Genomic DNA, 23303 nt, shown 5'->3' with positions numbered 1-23303 from the left:
GATCAGGCCGCGGTGTTGCTCGCGATTTCATCGTCCTCGAGGTCGTCGACGACTTCCGTGCCGAAGTCGAGCCAGTACCAGTCGAGCTCGCTGCCGCCGATGAGCGTATCGATGGCGCCATCGTTCAAGATCGTGGCGGTTTCTACGGGCGTGGTGGTAAGAATGTACTCGCCATTGAGGCCTCCAGCGGCCGCTCCGGTGAGATGGGCGATGCGCGTGGCGTAGTCGTTGGCCGAGGTCCACTCGTCTCGTATTGCGAGTAAGGCGCCAAGATCGAGATCGAGGAACATGGCGGACGCGATCAGCAGGTCTTCGTCGGCGCCGCCCTCCAGGACGTCGTCGTTGATGCCGCCGATGAGCACGTCGCGCCCGGCGCCGCCGATCAAATGGTCGGCACCGCGATGTCCGGCGATAATGTCATTGCCGTCGCCACCATCGATGAGATCGTTGTTCTTGAAGCCGAAGAGCAGATCGTCTCCCTCGCCGCCGAGGATCGTGTCCTGACCCCCTTCGAGGCCGTCGCCGGCATCGCCGAAGATCGTATCGGCCCCCTCGCCGCCGGTGATGTAATCGGCGCCCCCTTCGGACCCGTCGAGGCCATCGGCATAGATGAGGTCGTCACCGCCGTTGCCGTGAATGACGTCGCGGCCTTCGGCGCCGTCGCCGACATTGTGATCGGGGTCGCCGCGCAGCTGATCGGCCGCCGAGCCGCCGATCAGCGTGTCGTTGCCTCGTCCGCCATGCAGCGTGGAGGGGATGTCGGTTTGATTCTCGAGCCAATCGTTTCCCTCGCCGCCGAACATCTCGATCGCTTCGAGTGCGGTTGCGCCAATCACGCCACTGGCTGCCGTGGACGCCACGACGATCACGGCATTTCGCGCGGGGGCATCGATCACCACGAGCTTGTCGCCGGCGCCAGCCCCGCCGTCGACTTCGACGAGATCGGGCAAGCCAGTCGCGTCGAGCGGAATCTCGATCGTGTCGTCCCCTTCTTCGGTGCGAATGAAGATGGCCGCGGCATCGGTTGGCTGCAGGATGCGCACCCGGTCATTGCCGCCGCCCGTGCGGACTTCGACCTCCTCGAAGCCGGGATACGCGAAGATCGTGGGTGTCTTGATCTCGGGAGTCGGGCCAAGTCGGACCTCGATGGCGCCACCGGTTACGTCGACCAGATCGTCGGCATCGCTGGCGATGTCGAGGGTCAAGCGATCGGCTGGGTCGTCACCGGGCTTCAAATGGGGAGTAATAGCGTCAGCGCCCAGAATGATGCCGATATGGTCGTTGCCCGTCTGCCCCTCGATCGTGACGCTGCTCAGGGCCGAACCGTTCGCCGCCAGGTCGAAGCCGATCGAGTCATCTCCGCCGGCGCTCCAGATCGACAGCGATTTGATGGCGCTGTAGGCCAGATTCTTGATGGGATTGGCCTGGGGCTCTGGTCCGAGTTGCACGGCGAGCGACTGGCTCGTGCCCGACAGCAGATCGGCGGCATTGCTGCGCGTGTACAGATTCAGGCGATTGTCGCTGCCCGCGCCTCCGATGACGTGATAGGTGGTGGCCAAGGTGGCGCGTCCCAGCTCGACCTCGATCACGTCGTTTTCATCCTGCCCTTCAAGACGCACGGTGTGGGGAAAAGCGCCCACGGCCGGTTCGATCGACGTGAGCGTGTCGTTGCCGCCGCCGCTGTAGAGGCTGAGCGAATCGATATTGAGATAGTTGATCGTCTTCGTCGCCGCGTTGAGGGGATGGGGACCGAGCTTGACCAGCACGGCGGCGGAGTTCGCCGTCATGATGTCGTCATAACCGCTCAACGTATGCACGACGAGCGCATCGTTCGCGCCGAGGCCCGCGTTGATTTGGAACGCAGTGGCCACGCTGGGACTGCCGAGCATGATGGTGATGCTGTCGTCACCGGCGTCCGACTCGACCGAGACGCTGGTCGGAAACGTCCCCACGGGGGGCATTTGCAGCGTGATCGTGTCGTTGCCCCCCGCGGTGAGCAGGTCGAGGAATTCGACGCTGGTGTAGTTGGTGACCTTGTTGGCAGCGCTACCCGGGTTGGGTCCCAGCTTCAGCGAGACCGACACCCCCGAGGCCTGAATCGAGTCGTCGGCGTCGTTGCGGGTGAACATCCGCAGTCGATCTTGCCCGCCGCCGGCGTTCACTCCGTAGGCATGTCCGATGGTGGGGAGTCCCCATTCCAGTTCGATGAGATCGTCTTCGTCCTGCGATTCGATGGCCACGATGCTGGGGAAGGGCCCGCTCGCTTCCGGCTGTTTGACGGTGATCGTATCGGCGCCGCCGGCCGTGAGCACGCTCAGGATCTCGACGTTCGTGTATTGGAAATTGATCGTCGGCGCGAGATCGGGATTGGGGCCGAGCTGGACGGCCACGTGAGTGCCATTGACCTGAACGCGGTCGGCGTGGCCGTTACGCGTGAAGATGCTCAGCCGGTCTTGGCCCCCCGGACCGGTATCGACAAAGTGGGTGACGCCAGCGGTCGTTGGTTCGAGCTCGATCTCGACGAGATCGATCCCTTCTTCCGAACTGACCCACAGAACTGGGCGCAGGTTGCCGCTGCGCGCCTGGCGCACTGAGACGGTGTCGTTGCCCCCGCCCGCCAGGATGCCAAGATATTCGAATTCGACGTGATTGATCGTGAGCTTGCTGGCCGTCTGCGGATTGGGGCCGCGGCGGACGTCGACGCGCGAGCCGACCGCTTCGACAAGGTCGGCTTCTTCGCTGACCGTGTCGACGGAGAGCGTGTCGTTTCCGCCGAAGGGATTGAGTTCATAAAACTCGACGTTGCCGGCCACGACGTCGCGACCAGCGATGCTGACGACATTCAAGCCGACAATGAATGAGTCGTTGCCCGTGGTGCCACGAATCTGCACCAGATCGGCGACGCCACTGCCACCATCGAAGTAGATGCCTTCGAGCGTCGGCACGACCAGGCCCCCCGGTCCGTGATTACTGACGGTGAGCGTGTCGTTGCCGATGCCCAGCGCGACATTGATGCGCGAGATGATGCCAAGCGAAAACGTCTGATTGCCGAAGATGGCGGGCGCAAGATCGGTGAGGAATGGCCCGCCGTTATGACTGTACTCGACGATTCCCGAGGCATTCAGGCGCAGCTCGAGCGCATTCGTGCCGGGCGTGGCTTCGGCGAACGTAATGATGTACTTGCCGCTGTGGGCGGGATCGGCCGCATAGTCGACCGAGATGGTGCCCGGTCCTGCGGGGTTCACGGTGACGGTGAACGACTCGGCATCCGAGAGCGTCGGCGCCCCGTTGTCGGACACGATGACGGTGAACGTATACTGCCCCGGTGGCGTGCTATCGTTGGTCTGCCAGGTGAAAAGGCCGGTATTCTGATTAATCGAGGCGCCAGCGGGTGCCCCCGGCGCGAGCGTGTAGGTCAGTGAAGTGCCCGGGTTGGGATCGCTTCCTTGGGCGAGGAACGAAACCACGCCGCCTTGCGTCACTGTCTTCGCGGAAATCGCGGCCAGGACGGGGGGCATGTTGACGATGCTGTCGATCCAACTGGCAAAGGCCGAGACTCGGGTGTCGATCGAGTAGTCACCGAAACTGGCGTTCGACCCCGGCGAGGCGTCGGGGAGCGTAATCGTGCTCGAACCATACGACGTGATGCCGGCGATCTTACCGTTGATGAAATTCGGTCCGCCCGAGTCGCCGATCGCCGTCGAGGCCTCGACGCCGTGGCCAAGCCCCAGGTCGTAGATGCCGTACTGCACGCCGAGGGCATCATTTTGCGGTTGGCCGCTGTCGAAATCGTAGACCAGCATCGAAGCGGGACGCACCGTGCCGGCGGGATATCGCGTGCCTTCGAAGATATCGGCCAGCGCTTCGTAACGATTGTAGCCCGAGTGCTTGTTTCCGTCGCTCGAGCTTTGTTCGCCGACCGCGCCCGTTCCAATGTCGCCATAGCCGGCAAAGAAGACGACTTTGCCAACTTCGTCCGAGCCGCGATAGATGTCGTAGCGTTCGGCTGCGGCCGGCGCGGGGGTGGCCAGTTCGAGGATGGCAATGTCCGCTCCATGCGCGAAATCGCCGGTGAATTCTGGATGGATATAGACGTTCGTAACGTAGATCGGCACGGTCTGGTCGGGCAGGTCGAAGTAAGCAATCAGCCCCTCGACGTTGAAGTCGCCGAATGGATCGGTCACCACGTGAGCTGCCGTCAGCAGGTGGCGCCCGGAAGGCAAGAGCGCGGCGGTCGCGTAATACGATTCGTTCTGATTGGTCAGAACCGACAGCTCGACGACGCCGTCCAAACCTGTGCCTGGCGGCACGATGTGGTTGTGGGGATTGTCGGATGAGACGACTTTCCAATGATCCTCCTGTTCGCCCCCTGCGAAGAACACAGGAGGGGCTTGCCAGGAGGTCTCGACGAGACCTGTAGAGACCGCGCTGGGCGGGGCCACGGTCAGTAGCGTCCGCCACTCCAGCTTTTCGACGTGACGTTCTTGCCTGAGACGGTTTCGCGATCGGAGCGGACGTAGCACACGGACCTCGCAGGGATAAGGGCCAACGGCGAGGTCCTCGTGACCTGGGGCATACCGCGAACTCGTGGGCTGTGCGCGATCGTGAGAGCGTTCCACTGCCGGAACTGCAAGCACAGCCACTGCCTGTTGAGACGAATAGCTGCCCCTACCGTTCCAGCCCCCTTTAGTCGGCGTAACAAGCTCAGTGGATCTGATTTGCGCGTATGAGGCGCGCATTATTTCCTGGCGGCCATGCTAGTAGAACGTGCCGGTTGTGTCGAGTATTCGGTCGGCGTGAATAAATGGTCGGACCCGTGTTCCATTTAGGCGTTCTTTAAACGGGACGGCTCAAAGGTTGCGAGGGGCCTGGCGCGTCGGCAAGAATAAGGCCGTACGTGTTCGGCCTGCTTCTCCAACCCCACCTGCCGCGAGGTTTCTCGATGCTCCGTGCCTTTGTCCTGACTTTCGTGCTGTCGCTCGTTGCCATCCCAACGGCTCACGCTCAGGAATGGGCATCCGCGGAGCTCGACAAGTCGCCGCGTCACTTGGAATATGTCAAGGTGCGTAGCGGGACGCGTGACGTGAACTGCTTTGTCGCGTATCCCGAGGTGAAGGAGAAAGCGCCGGCCGTGCTCGTGATTCACGAGATTTTCGGGCTCACCGATTGGGTGCGACTGGTAGCGGACCAACTGGCGGCGGCTGGTTACATTGCAATCGCGCCCGATCTGCTTTCGGGCGCTGGTCCGGACGGTGGGGGGACAACCTCGTTCAAGAGTTCGGATGCGACTCGCCAGGCGATCTCGTCGCTCAACCCCGAGCAGGTGACGTCCGATCTGACCGTGGTGGGGCGTTACGTGCGTTCGTTGCCAGCGGCGAATGGCGCCCTTTCGGCCTGCGGCTTTTGCTGGGGAGGCGGACAGGTATTCCGTCTGGCGACGAACAACAAAGACATTCAGGCGGCCTTCGTGTTCTATGGCTCCGGCCCCGATAGCTCGGCCGAGATTGCCCGCATCCAGTGCCCGGTCTACGGGTTCTACGGCGGTAACGATGCCCGCGTAAATGCCACGATCCCCCGTTCGCGCGAGTTGATGGCAGCCGCCGGCAAGACCTACGATCCGGTGATCTACGACGGCGCCGGTCACGGGTTCATGCGTGCCGGCGATCCGGCGAATCCCGAAGCCACGCCCGCCAACACCGAGGGGCGCAACGAGGCCTGGAAGCGCTGGAAAGAACTGCTGGCGGGCATCAAGCCGCGTTAGCGCCGAGTGCCCAGCCGATCGCGTTTCGCGTCAGTTGAGCAGGCCCTCGTCATCCCCGACGGAATGCATCATGTCGCTCAGTTCGCGGCGGCTGGTGATGTAGATCACGGCGCCGATGATCGAGATCATGATCGTGATGATGCGGTAGGCGAAGGCGATCAGCAGGCACTGGCTGTTCGACAGCACCACCTCGGAGGGGACATGGTCGAAGAGGTAGCTGAGCGCTGCCTCGTAGGCCCCGAGCCCCATGAAAGGGAGCGGCAGGATGCCCGCCAGGTTGGCCAGCGGCACGACGACAAACTGCACGGAAAGCGGGGGGGAAGCGGCGAACAGCCCCCGCGCGATGCAGTAGGTGCCGATGGCGGCCCCCGCGTGGACGAACAGACTCATGATGAGCGTCCACACGAGCACGCTCCATCGCATGCGGTACATCCGCACGGCGGCGATGAGCTTCTTGATGATCGGGCCCACGCGCGGCAGGCCGCCGAGCCATTCGGAAAGTGCCCCCGTGGTAAAGCCGGGGACCAGCAGCACGACGATGCCCAAGAGCCCGATGACGGTGCCGACCAACGTGAGGCGGCTGATGTTGCGCGTATGGGCCGAATCGCTCGTGAGCAACTCGGGCATGGCCAGTACGCTGATGCTGGCCAACACGAACAGGCCATAGAGCCCGATGATACGGTCGATGACCACGGTGGCCACAGCCTCGGGGCGGTGTCCCGGTTGCTCGCGGGCAATAAAGATCGCTTTGAACAGATCGCCGCCGACGCTGCCGAGCGAGATGAAGTTCAGCAGGTAGCAGAGAAAGCCGAGTCGAAAGGCATCGCGCAGACGAAACGGTAGCTCGAGGGCGCGCACCAGGATGTGCCAGCGGAACATCGTGATGGTGACCGCCCCCAGGTAAAACAAGAAGGCGGCCAGGAGCCATGTCCAGGCCTCGCCCGTCGAGGGCAACTGGAATTCCTGGATCGTGGGGTCGCTCTTCGCCTGCCAGACGAGATACCCGATAATGCCAACGGAAATGGCGATCTTGAACAGGTGGGAGAGTATCTTCTTCAACGGATGGCCCGTGCCAGGACGCGAGTTGGTAACGGCGATGCCGGAGGTGTAGGGGAGTCGAATGCCCGCTTGCCCGGAATCCCCCGCGGCCATCGCCTTGACAGTCCAAGGTCGCAGTGATAACCTGCTGTGCTCGCGGGCGAAACCCCCAATGATATAAGGGGTTTGCGTCGCGACCGCCAACGGGGGATTAGCTCAGTTGGGAGAGCGTCTGGCTGGCAGCCAGAAGGTCAGGGGTTCAAGTCCCCTATCCTCCACTTGCAAGTCCAAGGGCAGGCAAAGCATAGGACACTCGCGCCGGGTCGTAAAGGCCACGTGGCGGCGGGGCTCTGGCGATCTTATGCTGTTCTCGCTCGGCCAGTTCGGCGCGAGCCTTTCACGGGGAATTCCGCCCGGGCTCCGCCCCTCTGCGGGCTGCTCGGCAGACTCTTTTGGGGAGCCTACGCGATGGCCCACTGGCAACACCGACCGGAGCCGGCCTGGCAACAGTTCCAGTTCAATCAGCCTTATGCCAAGGGGCTTCAGCGGCTGAAAGAGGAGGTGCTGGCGAAGACCGATTTCGACCCGGCCACGCTCTGGCAGTGGGGCACCATGCAGGCCATGGCGGTCATCGAGATTCTCAAGTCGTGCGAGCGGGCCTTCGGTCGTGACGGGCAGCAGGCGGTTTACGACGCCTTGCGCCGCGTCGGGCTCGATGTGGGCCGGCAGTTGCTGGCAGGCACCGAGAAGCCCGCCGAAATGACCGAGGCCGAGTTTCTCAGCTTTTATGCCACGGTGATCAATCGCATCTGCTACGCTTCGCTCGAGGATCCGAAGATCGACAGCGACCGGCAGGTCAGCTTCGATATTCTCTGGTGTCCGCATCAAGACCACTACCAGGCGTTCGATTGTCGCGTGCAGCGCTACTTCGTCGAAGGGATGATCGAGGCGATGCGCGAGTTCGGCGCGGAACACGGCTTCGACGTGCGGTTCGACACGACGATTCCCGCTGGGGCGCCGACCTGCCATTTCACCATGTGGCGTTCGAACGAACAGCCGAGCGAGGAGCAAACCGCCTGGCAGACGTACACCCTGCAACTGGACCAGAAGGCACTGGACATCGCCCAACGCGAAAAGGCGGCCAGCGGCGAGTCTCATTAAACTTTGAAGGAGCATCGCTCTGGCGACTCGATGGCGAGCCGGAGCGCCCAAGCATGAGCGAGCATTTTGCGGGCAAAGTTGCCCTGGTGACCGGTGGTTCGCGCGGGATCGGCCGCGCGACGGCCCTGCGTCTGGCCTCGGAAGGGGCCGATGTGGCGATCAGCTATGCGACACGCCGTGCGGACGCCGATCGCACGGTCGTCGAATTGCAGGCCCTGGGGCGACGCGCTTTTTGCCATCCCTGCAACGTGGCGAAGCCCGACGAAGTCGAGGCGCTGGTCGCGACGACGCGCGAGCAGCTTGGCCCGATCGATCTACTAGCGCATTGCGGCGCCATCAGCAACGTGCGCGACCACACCGAGCTCGATTACGAGACCTGGCGCGAAACGATCGACGTGAATCTGAACGGAGCGTATCTGGCGGTGTTCGCGGTCAAGGATGAGATGATCCGCCGTGGCTTCGGCCGCATCGTCACCGTCTCGTCGATCGCCGCTTTGCGGCCGCGCAAGATGCAAATTCACTATGCGTCGGCCAAGGCCGGCGTGATAGCCATGACGCGATGTTGCGCCGAGGCGTTTGCCCCGCACAACGTCCGTATCAATTGCGTGGCGCCCGGTCTCGTCGAGACCGAGATGGCACACGTTCTTTCCGCAGAGACGATGCGCCGCGTGATCGAGGAAACGCCCATGCAACGCATCGGCGAGCCGCACGAGTTGGCCAACGTGATTCGCTTCTTGCTGAGCGAAGAATCGAGCTTCATGACGGGGCAAACCGTGGTGGCCTCGGGGGGCCGGGTAACCATTCCCTAAAGGCGCAGCATCAAGACGCAGATGCCCAGGGCAGAACGCCCTGGCGACTTGCAGGCACAAGCTCACGCCGAGTTACTTTTCGTCCGCGGATTTTTCGGATGCGTCGTCTGCGCCGGCACCGGTGTCGCCGTCCGACTGGAGCTCGCGCCAGGGTTTGCCCTGCTGGTAACTAGCGAGTTCTTGCTTGATGTTTTCCTTCAATTCGGCGGGACTCAGGTCGACGGCCTTGGTCGACCATTCCAGGGCCTTTTCCATATCGCCCGCCTCGGCATAGCTGGCGGCGATGGTGCTCAGGATGTAGGCCTCTTTGAAATCGGTAAGCTCGCCCGCCTTGGTGGCCAGTTCGATGGCTCGTTTGCCGTCTCGCAACTTGTCGTCGGGTGAAGTGGCGAGCAGCCAGGCGAGATTGTTCAACAGATTCGGGCTCTCCTGGTGCAACTTCACGGCGGCGTCGTAGTCGGCCAGGGCCTCGGCCTGCTTGCTGATCGAGAGATAGGCGTCGCCGCGGCTGTGCAGCACAAACCAGCTTTCCGGTTCGTACTTGAGGGCCTCATCGTACAGCTCGATCGCCTTCGAGGCGTCCTTCTTCTGACGATAAAGGGCGCCCAATTGCAGTAGCGTCTCGATATCTTCCGGCTGCTGGGCACGCACCTTCTCGAGATCGGCCAGCGCATCGTCCACCTGGCCGTTGCTGGCCAGCAGCACGGCGCGGATGCGGAGCGCCGGCACGAACTCGGGCTGCATGCCGAGTGCCTCATCGATATCGGTCAAGGCACGTTCGATTTTGCCGAGCTGCTGATAGGCCAGCGCTCGGAGCAACAAGGCATCGGCCGTGGCGGGACGCGTCGTGAACACCTGGTCGATGTCTTCGACCGCTTCTTCCGGCTTGGCCTTGGCCAGCCGGACGCGGGCGCGCAGCAGGTGGGCCGACGGATCGTCGGGGGCGAGTTCGAGCGCGCGGTCCAGTTCGGCCAGCGCCTCGTCGAATTGTTGATTCAGGGCGAAGGCCATGCCGAGCAGTTCGTGATTGTCGGCTCGTTCTCTTTCCACTTCGACGGCCAGCTTCATCACCTCGATGGCCTTGGCGAGGTCGCGATGCTCGAGGGCGTGCGCTCCGCGGGCACGGAGGACTTCCGGATCCTCGGGAGCCAGCTCGAGCGCCGTGTCGAGCTCGGCGGCAATTTCCTCGGGCTTTTCTCGCAGCAGGGCCCTTACGACGTGGGCTCGGGCGGCGAGCAGCGTGTCATCGCCGGAGAGGCGGATAGCCTCTTCGGCGGCGGTGCGCGCCTTGTCGCGGTTGCCGTTTGACAGGGCATACAGACGCGAGAGCAGATAGTGGGCGTGCGGTTGTCGATCGTCGAAGGTCAGCGCGTCTTCGAGATCTTGCTGGGCCAGGGCCCGCATGCGTGGGATCTCGACGGCGAGCTGGGCCGGAATCGTGCCGCCAGAGAACAGCACGCCCGTGAGGAGCGTCGCGCGCTGAATCAAGGTTGAGGCGAGCAAGCCCTTGGCGAACTTTTCGTTGTCCGCATCGAGTCCGTCCTGGAGCGACTTCTTGCAAAGCTCGATGACTTGTGACAGCTCGCCCACATTGGTTGCCGAGAGCTTGAGCTCGAGCGCCTGGTCGAGCGCTGCCTGCCCTTCGTTGGCCGCCAGGGCGTGATCGACGGCCCCCAGCGCAAGGAACAGAGCCAGCAGAATCGTGAGAATTGAATGCCGACGCATCGTGTCGAACTCCGTTCTTGGCGGGCGTAATGGGGAGGGAGGGCCGCAAACCTTGGCTAACCCGCACACATTATGCCCATTTGCCCTCGGCGACGCTATGCGAGTCCGATCTGGTGGGGTTGCGCGGCTTGTTTTCGACCGGCGCGCCGCACATCCGGCGCGACCAGCAAAGCCACACGGTGCGCGCGGTTTTCGTGGCGGGCGGAGACTCCCCAGTTCCGCACGCGCGGCGTAGAATCGAAGCAGCGCATGGAAGCACGCGGTCCGCGCCGAGCGTCACGACGCAATCCCCCTCGGGCGCGCAAGAAACACCTGGGCAATCCTCGCTGATTGGCCGCGTTGCTGGGCTTGTTGTCTTGAATCGACATCGTCTTTCGATCCTCGTGCTGGGGCCCGTCCCCATCGTCTGTGCGTCGCTCGCGCTCTCGCGCTGGGCGCGCCCCGAGCTACCGCTCTCTCCGCTCCCCATGGCGGCCGACGTGTTGCCGGTGAATGCCGCGGAACCCTTCACGCTCGACGCGGCCAGCGCCGAGCAGACGTTCGCCGAGCGCACGGCCGGCGCGGTGGCGGCCAATCCGCCTTCTGACAAGCTGGTGACCCAATGCGAGGGCGTGGCGGACGAGTTGACCGGCCGACTGGGCGAAGGCTGCGCCGTGGTGGTTCACGCCCCCTTCGTCATCGGTGGAGACCTGAGCCGCGAGGAACTCGAGGAATGGCATCATCGGACGATCGGTCCAGCCTCGCGGGCGATGGCGAAGAGCTACTTCCGCGTGGCGCCCGATTGCCCGGTCACTGTGCTCCTCTTCCGCGACGAGGCAAGCTACAACCACTATGCCCAGGATCTCTATGGCGAGGCGGGCATCTCGGTGTTCGGCTACTACAAGCCGAGCCAGCGCGTGCTGGTGATGAACATCGCGACCGGGGGGGGGACGCTCGTCCACGAATTGACCCATGCCTTGATGGACTTCGACTTCCCCAAGGTGCCCGACTGGTTCAATGAAGGACTGGCCTCGCTGCACGAGCAGTGTCGCATTCGCGACGATGAGTCGGGCATCGATGGGCTGGAGAACTGGCGCCTGCCGATCCTGCAGCAAGCCATTCAGCAAGGACGCTTGCGGTCGCTGCAGTCGCTGATTGCCGACGATGATTTCCGCTCGGACAACGTCGGCCTGAACTATGCTTATGCGCGTTACTTTTGCCTTTACCTGCAGCGGCAGGACAAGCTCGATGAGTTCTTCCGGCGATTCCGCGCCGATCGCCGGTCCGATGCCCAAGGCGATCAAGCGGTGTTGGCCGTGCTGGCTCCACGGACCTGGGAGGAACTCGATCGAGAGTTTCAGGACTGGGTCATGCAGCTCAAGTGGTAGCAGCCTGCCGCCGCGTGGGCTGGTGTTCCCCGCACGCCATCCTCGCTCGCCCACGGCTCCGTTTGACGATCCGTGCCAGGCGTATTAGGTTACGCGCAATCACCAGCAGGCGTCCTCTGAGGAGACCACGGGATGGATTCGCGCGCATTGTGGCAGCGATACCAGCAGCATTTGTGCCAGTCGAGCGACTTGGATCTCTCGCTCGACATCAGCCGAATGACGTTCGGCGACGATTTCTTCCAGCGGATGGCTCCGGCGATGATCGCGGCCTATCGCGCGATGGACGCGCTCGAAGGAGGCGCAATCGCCAACCCGGACGAGAAACGCATGGTGGGGCACTATTGGCTCCGCGCTCCCGAATTGGCTCCCAGCAAGGAGATCGGCGCGGAGATCACGAGCACGCTTGACCGCATCGAGAAATTCGCCGCCGACGTCCATGCCGGGCGCGTTAAGTCTCCCCGTGGTGGCAAGTTTACCCGCGTGCTGTCGATCGGCATCGGCGGATCGGCCCTGGGACCGATGTTCGTACACGATGCCCTGGGGGATCCGGCCACCGATAAGATGGAAGTCTCGTTCATCGACAACACGGATCCCGACGGCATCGATCGCGTGCTGCGCCGGCTGGCGGGGCATCTGGACGAGACCCTGGCGATCGTGATCAGCAAGAGCGGCGGCACGCCCGACACGCGCAACGCCATGGTCAACACGGCGGCGGCCTACCGTGCGGCGGGACTCGACTTTGGCCGGCATGCGGTGGCCATCACGGGCGAGGGCTCGCACCTCGACCAGCAGGCCGAGGCCGAGCGTTGGGTGGCCCGCTTCCCAATGTGGGATTGGGTGGGCGGACGCACGAGCGAACTGAGCGCGGTCGGCTTGTTGCCCGCGGCGCTGCAAGGGATCGATATCCGGGGCATGTTGGCCGGCGCCGCGGCGTGCGACCAGGTGACGCGCCAGCACGACACCCCCCATAATCCCGCGGCCTTGCTGGCCCTGATGTGGTATCACGCCACCGACGGCCGGGGCAAGAAAGATATGGTCGTGCTCCCCTACAAGGATCGGCTGTTGTTGTTCAGCCGATACCTGCAGCAACTCGTCATGGAATCGCTGGGCAAGCGTTTGAATCTGCAGGGCGAACGCGTCGATCAGGGCATCGCCGTCTATGGCAACAAGGGCTCGACCGACCAGCACGCCTTCGTGCAGCAGTTGCGCGACGGCGTGAACAACTTCTTCGTGACCTTCATTCGCGTGCTCGAAAGTGGCGGCGACGCCGTCGAGGTCGAGCCGGGCATCACGGCCGGTGACTATCTGCACGGCTTTCTGCTCGGCACGCGCGAGGCGCTCTTCGGCAATGAGCGGCAGTCGATGACGATCACGATTCGGCGCGTCGAGGCGCGGACGATTGGGCTTTTGATCGCGCTGTTCGAACGGGCCGTGGGGTTTTACGGTTCGCTGGTCGGCATCAATGCCTATCACCAGCCGGGGGTCGAGGCGGGCAAGAAGGCCGCCGCGAGCGTGCTCGCGCTGCAGAACAAGGTGGTGGCGGCGCTGGGGTCCGAGGCCCAGACGGCCGAGCAGGTGGCCGCCGCGATCGGCGCCGCCGACGCGGTCGAGACGGTCCACGCCCTGCTCGAGCATTTGGCGGCGGATGGGCGCGCGAAGCTCGCTGCCGGTATCAAGCCGGGCGAACAAGCATTCGCGGCGATCTCCTGAGCGTCGAGCTCTTCTCGGATTAGGATGGACTGATTACTTCAAACCGTGCCGCGACGGCACACGCGTTTGCAGGAGCCATCCTTGTCCGAAACGGTGGGCGACCTTGTTGTCTTGGCCTTGATCGCGCTGGCGCCGGTCGTGCTCTTCGTGGCGTCGTGCGCGGCCGTGCGCTACTACCGGCGCAGCCAGGGAGGGCGCCGTCGGTGGGCGTGGCTGGCGGGACAGCTTTTCATCACCTTGTTTTTGCTCTCGCTGATCTTGGCCGGCGCCGAGCTGTATTACCGGTTTTTCTACGACGAAACCGACGTGCTCGACATGTCGAAGGCGTCGAAGCGCTGGCACGCGCGGCACTATCAGTTCAACAACCTCGGCTTCCGCGACAACGTCGACTATGCCAACCGCCCGCAGCCGGGGCGCTGGCGCGTCACCGTGCTGGGCGATTCGTTCACCGCCGCTGCGGGAGTGCCGCAGGTAGAAGATCGCTTTGTCAATCGTCTGCGCGCGATGCACCCCACCGACTGGGAGATTCATAGCTTCGGTGAAAACGGCGCCAACACGGGACGCGAGTGGTATCTGCTGCAAACGGCGCTCATCAAAGGCTATCGCACGAACTTCGTGCTCGTCGCGTATTGTCCCAACGATATCAGCGACTTGATGCCGGGCTGGGACCAAGTTGGTCTGCGGATCAAGCAGCGATACGACGAGCTCCCCTTCCTGGCCCGGCACAGTTACTTCCTCAACACGTTCCTTTCGCGGCGTATCGCGGCCACGGACCCCGACGCGGCCAGTTACTATCCGCAGATCGCCAAGGCATACGACAGCGATTTATGGCGCACTCACAAAGAGCGTCTGCAAGGGCTGCAGCAGTATTGCCTGCAGCGCGGCATGGGATTCGCCATCGTGCTGTTTCCGTTTCTGCACGATCTCGAGGACCCGGCGTTCGCGCGCATTCAGGACCAACTGCGCACAGAATTGGCCTTCGCCCCGGTGCTCGATCTGAGGCCGCTATTCCTGCAACAGCCAAGCGAGCATTGGGTGGTGAACGCCCACGACGCTCACCCGAACGAGGCGGCCCACGCCGTGGCTGCCCAGGCGATCGAGCAATTCTTGCGCGAACTTTGGCTGCCAGCGAGCGGCATGGCGCCGACACCTTGAGTGGCCGGGACCTAATCGTTGGCCGTGACGCTTGCCACGGGGATGGCTTCGTGCCGGGATGGCAGGGCCGAGTGGGCGTCGTGCTCGTCGTCGACGATTTCTTCCTCGGTGTCGTCGTGCCACTCCTCGAGCACCTCGCCCCGCATGCCGATCAACTCCTCGGCCGCGTGGTAACGCGATTTTACGCCGGGCTGCGGATAGAGTCCCCCCCCGATGATCAGCAGCGAGAGGGAGAGGACCGCGATCTTTTCCGGCAACTGGCTGCGCAGATTGATCGAGGTGACGTGCCGCGTGCCCGTGAAGATGCGGAAGTAGACCTGCAGCACGGCCAGGCCATTGAGTGCCGCCACGATCACCACGGCGCCGCCGATCAAGGGATAGGCCTGCACGGCGCCATCGACGAGCAACTCGGCGCCGATGAAGCCGATCGTGCCCGGGAAGCCAATGCTGGCCAGCCCCGTGAGCAAGAAGAAGACCGCCAGCATGGGCGTATGTTCGTACAGCCCGTGAAATTCTTGGAGCGAAAGACGACCCGTGCGTGCCTCGAGGCAGCGCAAGGTGAGCCCGAACCCCAGCAGCGAGAGCCCGACCGAGAGCCAGACGCACAGGGCGCCCGTCAGGCCGATCGGCGTGGCGATTTCGAGGCCGACCAGCACGAGCGAGGCATTGCTCAGGAACATGTAGCAGAAAAAGCGGCGCGCTTCGCGCTGCACGAGCGACATGCCAGCCGCGTAGATCGCCGTGACGAGCGACAGAATGGCGATGCTTTGCAGGGCCCACTGTGGAGCGATGGGCAGCACGAGACGCATGGCCGCGTAGGCGCCCACCATCGGCGTGACGGTGAGAATCGCCGTGCCGAAGCTGGCGTTCTCGAAGAGGTCGGTGATCCAGATGTGGACCGGCACGACACCGCTCCGCAACAACACGGCGGCCATCAGAAGCGATACGCCGGCAATCCAAGTGGGATCTTCGATAGCGTTTCGATCGACGAGCCACTGCCCCGCCACGAGCAGTGCGATGTACACTCCCATGTGCAATGCGTAGACGCGAATCGGCCGGCCGCGCTGAATCAATTCCCAGCCGGGTAGAAGCGTGCCGGCCGCCAGCAGGGCGATGACGGCCCAGGGATGCTGGCAGCTCAAGGTCGTCAGCAGGATCGCTTCGCCGGCCAGGGCGCGCGAGAAGGAAAATCGCTCCAGCTTGGTCAGGGACGTGGAGAGGATCGTCAGAAAGTAAAGCAACGCCGCGAGCGGCAGCAGCGGCGCGCTGAACTCGTCGATGACGATGATGTCGTTGCCGGCAAAGTCGGCCACGAAGTCCCCCAGGTCGTGCGCCTCGAATTGCTCGAGGATGCCGAAGTCCTGCCAGGCGCCGACCGTACACAGCAGCGCGAAGCCCGAGAAGATGAGGGCCAGGCGCATCGCTTTGTTCGGTTCGCGCAGGCGGTTGACCCAGACCGAGCCGATCACGAGCGAGACGAGCGTCAGCTCGAGCCAGGGAAGATGCAACTCGATCATTTGGATTCCTCTTCCCAGGCCGCGGTGGCAGGCACGAGATCCGACTCGCGCGACTGTGCTCCGGAGAGTAGATCGGTCCAGCGACGTTCCGCGGCGTCGCACCAACGAAAGACATGCACGAAGGGGCGCACGATATAAGCGTCGAGCAAGGCATCGAAGTAGCCTCGTTCGAACGATAGCCGATAGAGCCGCAGCCGCAGTGCGGGGGACAAACGTCCCGTCCACGAAAGCTGGCTCTGCGGCAGGTGAGCGCCGATGGCATTTTCAATGCTACGGTAATCTCGCAGCAGGTTCGGGGCCCGTAGCAATTGCAACGTTCGCAGGCAGGCATGCCCGATGATGTGAATCAGGGCGATATAGCGGAAGCCGAAGCCGATCTCGGCCGTGATAATGCCCACTTGCGTCAGCGACGCGAAGGCCAGTGCGCTCTTGACATCGGACTGCACGCGGCCGATCAACGTGCCGAACAACGCCGAGGCCAGCCCCAGCACGACGACCGCGGCGCTCAACAGGTACGATTGATCGAGCAGCGGCGCGGCCCGCAGCAACAACAGCGCCCCCAAGTGTACGGAGAGGGCGCCGTAGAACACGGCGCTCGAGGGAGTCGGGCCTTCCATGGCACGCGGCAACCAGCCGGAGAAGGGAATCAAGCCCGACTTGCCCGCCGCCGCGATGAGCAGCAGCAGGCCGATGACGAGGGCCTGGTTGGAATTCAGTGCGGCCTGGCCTTCGGGCCAGGCGCCCATGCCCATCAAGGCGCTGAAGTCGCCTTCGCCGGTGACGTGGTGCATGGCGACGGCGGCGATCAGGAAGGCGGCGTCCGCCACGCGGTAGACCGACCAGATGCGCTGACCGTTGAGCACCGGCGAGGGACGCTCGTGGAAGTAGGCCACCAGCAAGGCAGATGAAAGGCCGACGAGCTCCCAGCCGAGGAACAAGGTTTCGATCGTACCGGCCAGCGAAGCGACCACCATGCCCAGCAGGAACATCGCATAAAACAAAAAGAAGCGATGGTATCCCTGCTCGCGATGCAAGTAACGGTTTGCAAAGGCGCCGACGGTTCCCACCAGTGCGTACGAGAGAATCAGGAAGGGAACTGACAGCCGGTCGAAGACGAATTTGAGGTGGAAGTGAAAATGCTGCTCGGGAATGACGACGAGATTGCCGAGATCGACCGGCACGTAACGCGTGTCCCACCAGAGCATCAGCACGAGCATCAAGGTCGAGGCGAGAAGCCCCGTGACGACGGCCAACTCGGTCGAGCGCGAGGTGATGCGTTCCGTCAGCGGGCGTCCGGCCATCGCCGTTCCGCCCAACAGGGCGAATAAGGCCGCGGGGCACAGCACGACCACGTAGCCAATCGCGGTGTAGAGCGTTTCGTGGTTCATGACTGGGCCTCTGTCGGACGAGTGGCCAAGGGCGTGGGTTCGATCGACGCGAAACCCAAGTGGTCGCGCCAACCGCGGTACCAGTCGATCGAGTGCTGCACCTGGGGCAGTTCGGTCGATTCGACGGAATAGGGCTCGAACTGGCCGTGGTGATAGATGAGAACCGAGCCAGATTCGGGGTGGATCAAGGCGAGCTGAACCCATTCTCCGCGCACCAGGCGATCGATGGTCGGATGCCGCGACATGATCGAGAGCATGGCTTCGGGACTCGTTTCGATGACGAACAAGATCCGCACGGGTTCGTGAATCTCGATCATCTGCTGTGACAGGCCCGTTCGCAGGTCGCTCGCGGCCCCTTCCATCACGCCCAAGAGGGACGTGATGTTATGGGGAAGCTTCGATCCGCAGCCATACGCCCGCGTGTCGACGCAGGAGAAGTAGTATTCAAGACTGATTCCGGCACAGACCGGAATCGCCGCGTGCAAGATGCGGAGCAGAATCGTGGTTTGCTCATCGTCCTGAGCGGGATCGTAGGAGGTGAGAAACACGCGCCGGTCGACAAAGAGCCCGCGACTCCAATCGCGCCGCCCGACGAAGCACAGGGCGTTGCTGGCGTGATTGTATTCCGGGCGGGCTTGCGACAGATCTTCGGAGCGGGCCTCGACGTGGCGCAAGGCGGCCTCGGGTGTCAGCGTCAGATCTGCCGACTCGAAGCGGCGGCAGCGTTCGTGGGCGTTGCGGCGACGCGCCTCGTCGATAACCTGCCGGGCGTGATCGAAGTCGTCGCGGTGGGAGTTCGGCAGTCGATCGAGATCGTGGTACTGGAGGTTGTCGTCGCACGTGTTGTGAAACGCGCCGATGAAATACACTTCGGGCGGAACCAACAATCCGTTCCGCGCCATCAAGGCCCGCACGCGTGGATCGTTAGCCATTTCGGCGAAGGCGCGTGCATTCGGTCCGCCGCGACCGCCGCTGCAGGCGCCGCAGTTGTAGGCCGATTCGTGCGGGTTGTTGAGACTCGATGAGCCGTGCCCCGTGATGATGATCAGCCGAGCCAGGCGCGACGTCAGCCCGATGTCGCGCAGGATGCGTTCGACGATTTCCGCCATCTCGGCGACACTGTAGCCGCAGTGGCCCGGTTCGGGGCTGGGTGGCTCGGCCGAGCGTTCGATGACCAGCCGCGTGATGGGGGGCGGTTGTACGAAACGACCAAAGGTCCGGGAAATCTGGGCCGTGAGGCGCGGCAACAAGACGCGGGCCACAAGCGGGAACGAAGCAAAGGAGCCGATGATCGCCGTGAGCACACCGCCGAGAAAACCGCGGCTGCCCAGGTGAAAGCGATGCGAGGCGTGCCCCAGCACGCGACGCGTTTCGGCGCGGCGACGATTCGACTGCTCGAACGAATAGGCAACTTCTTCGCGGACGAAGTGCTTGGGCTTGATGATGACCGGGCAGAGGGGCAAATCGTGCGCGTCGGCCAGACCGCGGTAGTACATGGCGACGCCATAGAAACCGGCCGCCGAATAGGTTTCGCAGGCCGGTTCGACCTCTTCCAGATGACGGCGGAAAGATTCTTCACGGTCGTCGATGCAGGTGACGATTTGAAAACGCGGCTGTTCGAGGGGGGGCGTCAAGCGCGTGGAATGGGCAATCAGTGCGTCGAGCGCGCGATTGCGATAGCGACGCTCGTACGCCAGATGGTAGATACGGCGTCGTTCGATGCTCGAGAAGTCGTCGACTTCGCGCACCAGTTGCGTCCACTCATTGCGCGACAAGCGCCATAGTTCCTCGGCACTCCAGCCACGCACCTGCGCCAATTGAAACAGCATGAACGCGCGGCGATCGATGCCCAACTGCGGCAGGGGTTGCACCTTGGCTCGCAGGATCGTCTCGAGCGATCGCAAGGGACCGCGGTACCCGAGGGCGTTCTGCGCGGCGTAGGCCAAGGCCAGTCGCTCGAGTATCAGACGCACGGCCAGGTAGCCCACGAGTGTGCCGGCCGGCGCGGGATGGACCGTCCATTCGGCGTTCGTCTCCATCTGCCAGAGCATGCCGGCCCAGCCGGGCAGCGCGAGCAACGTGGCCTGGATGTACTCGTCCATATCCGCCAGGTCGACGCCAAGCAAATCGAGCGATTCGGCGATCGACTCCATCGGGGTCGTGCCGGCGCGCGCGAGTCGCTGCAACTCGGCAGGCAGGTCTCGCATCCATTCGCGGACCGGTCGACTGTCCTGGTAGAGCGCGGTGAACGCTTGGAAGAATCCTTCGTCGCGATGGGGCAGCAGCCAGGTGGCAAGGCCCTGATCGAGAAACGCGGCGCAGAAACGTCTGAGGATTTTATTGACCAGGCTGTCGATGTCTTGGCCGGCGACTTGCCACAGCAGATCGCGTTGGCGGACGAATCGCTTCTCGTGACGCGTGTTGCGCGGCACGCTCTCGACTCCCTGACGACAGATGCGCCACAGCAAGTGCAGGGTGAAGGCCTCCCAACGCGTTTCATTCCATAGCTGGATGTCGTCGGCACGGAATTGCTGAAACAATCCGCCGACGAGTTCCTGCAAACGTGGGTCTTGCCTCGTGTAACCGTTGCGCAGGTCGCGCATGGCCCAGTGACGCGTCTTGCCTACGGCACGCAAGCGTTGTTCGGGGCGGACATCGGCCATGAAGTGCCACAGCGCTTTCGACGCAGCCATATACCAGCGCATTTCCGATTCTGTGCCTTGTTGCAGCGGATGCTGCAGCATCGCCAGTCGGAGTTGAAAGCGTGTGCCAAGCATGCCGATGAGACGATCGCCATCGTCGTCGAGGTCTTCCAGCAGCACGGCGGCAAGATCTTGTGGCAGGATGCGGCCCCGAGCCAGCTCCGCGCGGTAGCGGCTCTCGGGCAAGTAGGCCTCGCCACCGTAAGTGACGGTACCGTGCGCGACCGCTTCATCAAAGTGGCGATCTTCAAAAGCGTGCAAGGTGTTGTGATGGACGAAAACAGAAATCGGGCCTTGCGAGGGCAGCAGATGGCTCGCGTGATCGAGAGCGTGGCGAACCGCGTTGAGGCGGTCGTGGAACTTGCTGTGCGCGCGAGCACGCTCCTCAGAGGCGGCAACATGGGTCACGGCCAGTACCTTTGATGGAAAGTTTCGGACCGCGATCGAAGGGCGGATCGCGTCAGTCTGCCAGAGGTGGCGGAGTCGAACCAGAAGGCATGCATGGCACCACGAACTTCGACAATCGAACGAGACATTTCCACGCCGCGTTGAGTGGTTGGTTCGACAGACAACGCGACGAGCGAAGCGGCGGGATGGCAGGTGGGAGTTGTCTTCTAGTATACGTCTCTTCGGCCTGCTACCGAATGGCGCTCCTGCTTACAAATCCTTAATCTCGATAGCGTGCGGCGCAGAGCGTCGATGGAGCTTCATGTCGGCGCGCGTGGCGCCGCCGAAAGTGGCGGAAATGTCGCATAAAAAAGGTGTTTTCACGCGCTTCGTAGCTTGCGGATTTGTAATCAACTGCGCCCTTTCCGTGATGCCGTTTGAATGAGATTATTGAGGCGCGGGCGGACACTCCAGCATCCTCTTGTCGGTGGTCTACTTTCATGGTCGATCAAAGCATGACGGTTCCTCGCGGTGATGCGCAGGGCTTCGGGAAATACTTTCGCCAAGACTTTCTCTCTGGCTTTCTGGTGTTTCTCATCGCCCTGCCCCTCTGTCTCGGAATTTCGCTCGCTAGTGGATTTCCACCGTTGGCCGGCATCTTTGCGGCGATCATCGGATCGATCCTGACCACTTTCATCAGCAATTCGGAAATGACGATCAAAGGTCCCGCCGCGGGCTTGATCGTGATCGCGATCGGTTGCATCGAAGAGTTCGGCGGCGATGGCATGACCGGCGGCTTTACGGCGGCCGACATGTCGGCCTACAAGATGACGCTAGCCGTCGGCGTAGCGGCGGCGGTGTTGCAGATTCTGTTCGGCATCTTCCGCGCCGGCGTTCTCGGCGAGTTCTTTCCCGTCTCGGCCGTACACGGCATGTTGGCGGCGATCGGCATCATCATCATCAGCAAGCAGGTGCCGGTGGCGTTGGGGGTCGAGGCAAAGGGCGATCCGCTCGATCTGCTTGGCCGTATTCCCGAGTTCATCATGGAGGCGAATCCGGCGATCGCATTGATCGGCGGCATCAGCTTGATCGTCATGTTCGTCTGGCCGCTGATTCGCGGTCGCTTGGGCTTCTTGAAGGTGGTTCCCTCGCCGCTGATCGTGCTGGCCGTGGTCGTGCCGATGGGCTGGGGCTTCGACCTGCTGCACGACCACTCTTATTTTCTGCAGGGCCACAAATATCAACTCGGCGAGCAGTACCTGGTGCGGATGCCCAGCCGCATGTTCGGCATGTTCGACGAGATCGCCTTTCCCGACTTCTCGGCGCTGAAGCTGCCGGTGGCCTGGAAGTGGGTGATGATGTTCTTCATCGTGGGTAGCCTCGAATCGCTACTCAGCGCCAAGGCCATCGATCTGATCGACCCCTGGCGCCGCAAGACGAGCATGGACCGTGATATGGCCGCCGTAGGCGTGGCCAACCTGGCCGCCGCGATGGTCGGGGGGCTACCGATAATCTCCGAGATTGTCCGCAGCCGCGCGAATATTGACAACGGCGCCCGAACGCGATTCGCCGACATGTGGCACGGCGTGTTCCTGTTGGCGTGCGTCGCGTTGATTCCGACCGTGCTGCACATGATTCCGCTGGCGGCCCTGGCGGCGATGCTGATCTACACCGGCTCGCGTCTGGCGCATCCGTCCGAGTTCATGCATGTCTATCACATCGGGCGGGAACAACTGGTCATCTTCGTGACGACGATCATTGCCGTGCTGGCGACCGACCTGCTGATCGGCATCGCCGTCGGCATCGCGATGAAGATGTTCATTCACATTCTGAATGGCGTTCCGATCGGCTCCTTGTTCAAGCCCTACCTCGACGTGACCGACGTGGACGAGAGCACCTGCATGATCTCGGCCCATCACTCGGCGGTATTCAGCAACTGGATTCCCTTCCGTCGCGAGATCGAGCACATCGGCTTCGTAAAGCGCAAGAATCTGATTGTCGATCTCTCCGAGACGAAGTTCGTCGATCATAGCGTGATGGACAAGCTCATCACCATGCAGCGCGACTTCGAACAGGAGGGGCTATCGCTCGAAATCACCGGCCTCGAGACGCACCGTGGATTGTCGGATCACGAGGCCGCCGCGCGCAAGCGGGGCGTGGCCCGCGTGCGGCGCGTTACCGTGACGACCGATGCCAAGCTCGAGCGCTGGCTCGAGGACGAGTTCGTCCAACGCGGGGCAACCGGCTATACGGTCATTCCCTGCTCGGGCGCCGGTCGCCGGCTCATCGCCGGTGGCGAGCCGCCGGTGAACTCCCAGATGCGGATCGAAGTGATCTGCACCAACGAGGTTTGCGAGCGGATTCTCGCCTTCCTTCGCAAGGAGGTTCAGCCCGAGCACCACGTAACGGCCTGCGCCGAAGTGGTCGAGGTCGTGCGGTTGGGGCAGTTCCTCAGCGATTCCAACGGCTACACAAACGGCTCCCTCAGCCAAAACGGCAGTAGCAATGGCCACGCCAAGACGGCTGAAGTGATCCAGCAATGTTAGACGTTCCAGCCATGGAACTTTGACGTCTGACGGCGTC

At 63.0% G+C, this 23303-nt stretch carries 13 protein-coding genes and 1 tRNA gene; 8 read left to right on the top strand and 6 right to left on the bottom strand.

The genetic code is table 11. The features are described from left to right. Window positions 1-2: 2 nt before the first annotated feature. Complete coding sequence (locus tag KF708_11635) at window positions 3-4442, bottom strand: trypsin-like serine protease (GenBank protein MBX3413332.1); 4440 nt, start codon at window positions 4440-4442, stop codon at window positions 3-5. Between the two features lie 500 nt (window positions 4443-4942). On the opposite strand from KF708_11635, the gene KF708_11630 reads away from it, so the two are divergent. Further along, window positions 4943-5761 (top strand): dienelactone hydrolase family protein, encoded by an 819-nt coding sequence (locus KF708_11630; GenBank protein ID MBX3413331.1) that lies wholly within the window; start codon window positions 4943-4945, stop codon window positions 5759-5761. 30 nt (window positions 5762-5791) lie between these two features. Here KF708_11630 and KF708_11625 read toward each other — a convergent pair whose 3' ends face one another. Continuing rightward, a complete protein-coding gene (locus KF708_11625) occupies window positions 5792-6913 on the bottom strand; it encodes a flippase-like domain-containing protein (protein MBX3413330.1) in 1122 nt (373 codons plus the stop codon). 91 nt (window positions 6914-7004) lie between these two features. On the opposite strand from KF708_11625, the gene KF708_11620 reads away from it, so the two are divergent. From KF708_11620 to KF708_11610, 3 genes are all read left to right on the top strand, one after another. After that, window positions 7005-7077: transfer RNA gene (locus tag KF708_11620), tRNA-Ala, on the top strand. Between the two features lie 190 nt (window positions 7078-7267). Beyond that, window positions 7268-7960 (top strand): hypothetical protein, encoded by a 693-nt coding sequence (locus tag KF708_11615; protein MBX3413329.1) that lies wholly within the window; start codon window positions 7268-7270, stop codon window positions 7958-7960. A 53-nt stretch (window positions 7961-8013) separates the two neighbouring features. Next, the gene (locus tag KF708_11610) at window positions 8014-8769 is read left to right on the top strand and encodes an SDR family oxidoreductase (GenBank protein ID MBX3413328.1); all 756 of its coding nucleotides are present in this window, start codon (window positions 8014-8016) and stop codon (window positions 8767-8769) included. A 72-nt stretch (window positions 8770-8841) separates the two neighbouring features. Here KF708_11610 and KF708_11605 read toward each other — a convergent pair whose 3' ends face one another. After that, the gene (locus KF708_11605) at window positions 8842-10494 is read right to left on the bottom strand and encodes a tetratricopeptide repeat protein (protein MBX3413327.1); all 1653 of its coding nucleotides are present in this window, start codon (window positions 10492-10494) and stop codon (window positions 8842-8844) included. Between the two features lie 356 nt (window positions 10495-10850). Between KF708_11605 and KF708_11600 the strand changes: the two genes are divergently transcribed. The 3 genes from KF708_11600 (at window position 10851) to KF708_11590 (ending at window position 14726) form a co-directional block, all read left to right on the top strand. After that, the gene (locus KF708_11600; GenBank protein MBX3413326.1) at window positions 10851-11861 is read left to right on the top strand and encodes a hypothetical protein; all 1011 of its coding nucleotides are present in this window, start codon (window positions 10851-10853) and stop codon (window positions 11859-11861) included. Between the two features lie 132 nt (window positions 11862-11993). Continuing rightward, a complete protein-coding gene (locus KF708_11595) occupies window positions 11994-13571 on the top strand; it encodes a glucose-6-phosphate isomerase (protein ID MBX3413325.1) in 1578 nt (525 codons plus the stop codon). Between the two features lie 81 nt (window positions 13572-13652). Next, a complete protein-coding gene (locus tag KF708_11590; GenBank protein MBX3413324.1) occupies window positions 13653-14726 on the top strand; it encodes an SGNH/GDSL hydrolase family protein in 1074 nt (357 codons plus the stop codon). Window positions 14727-14737: 11 nt separating this feature from the next. Here KF708_11590 and KF708_11585 read toward each other — a convergent pair whose 3' ends face one another. From KF708_11585 to KF708_11575, 3 genes are read right to left on the bottom strand one after another with little or no spacing between them, the layout of a single operon-like run. After that, window positions 14738-16243 (bottom strand): oxidoreductase, encoded by a 1506-nt coding sequence (locus tag KF708_11585; GenBank protein ID MBX3413323.1) that lies wholly within the window; start codon window positions 16241-16243, stop codon window positions 14738-14740. Continuing rightward, window positions 16240-17631, bottom strand: coding sequence for an oxidoreductase (locus KF708_11580; protein ID MBX3413322.1), 1392 nt, complete (start codon window positions 17629-17631; stop codon window positions 16240-16242). The genes KF708_11585 and KF708_11580 overlap by 4 nt, the downstream gene beginning before the upstream one ends. Beyond that, window positions 17628-20741: a DUF2309 domain-containing protein gene (locus KF708_11575; protein MBX3413321.1), complete on the bottom strand. Its 3114-nt coding sequence runs from the start codon at window positions 20739-20741 to the stop codon at window positions 17628-17630. The genes KF708_11580 and KF708_11575 overlap by 4 nt, the downstream gene beginning before the upstream one ends. Window positions 20742-21220: 479 nt before the next feature. Here KF708_11575 and KF708_11570 point away from each other — a divergent pair, with 479 nt between their 5' ends. Further along, on the top strand, window positions 21221-23266 hold the full coding sequence (locus KF708_11570; GenBank protein ID MBX3413320.1) for a SulP family inorganic anion transporter: 2046 nt from the start codon (window positions 21221-21223) through the stop codon (window positions 23264-23266). Window positions 23267-23303: the final 37 nt, after the last annotated feature.

It is taken from the genome of Pirellulales bacterium, assembly GCA_019636335.1.
In the GTDB taxonomy this organism is placed as follows: Bacteria; Planctomycetota; Planctomycetia; order Pirellulales; family JAEUIK01; genus JAHBXR01.
This window is presented reverse-complemented; position numbering and strand designations above follow the sequence as displayed.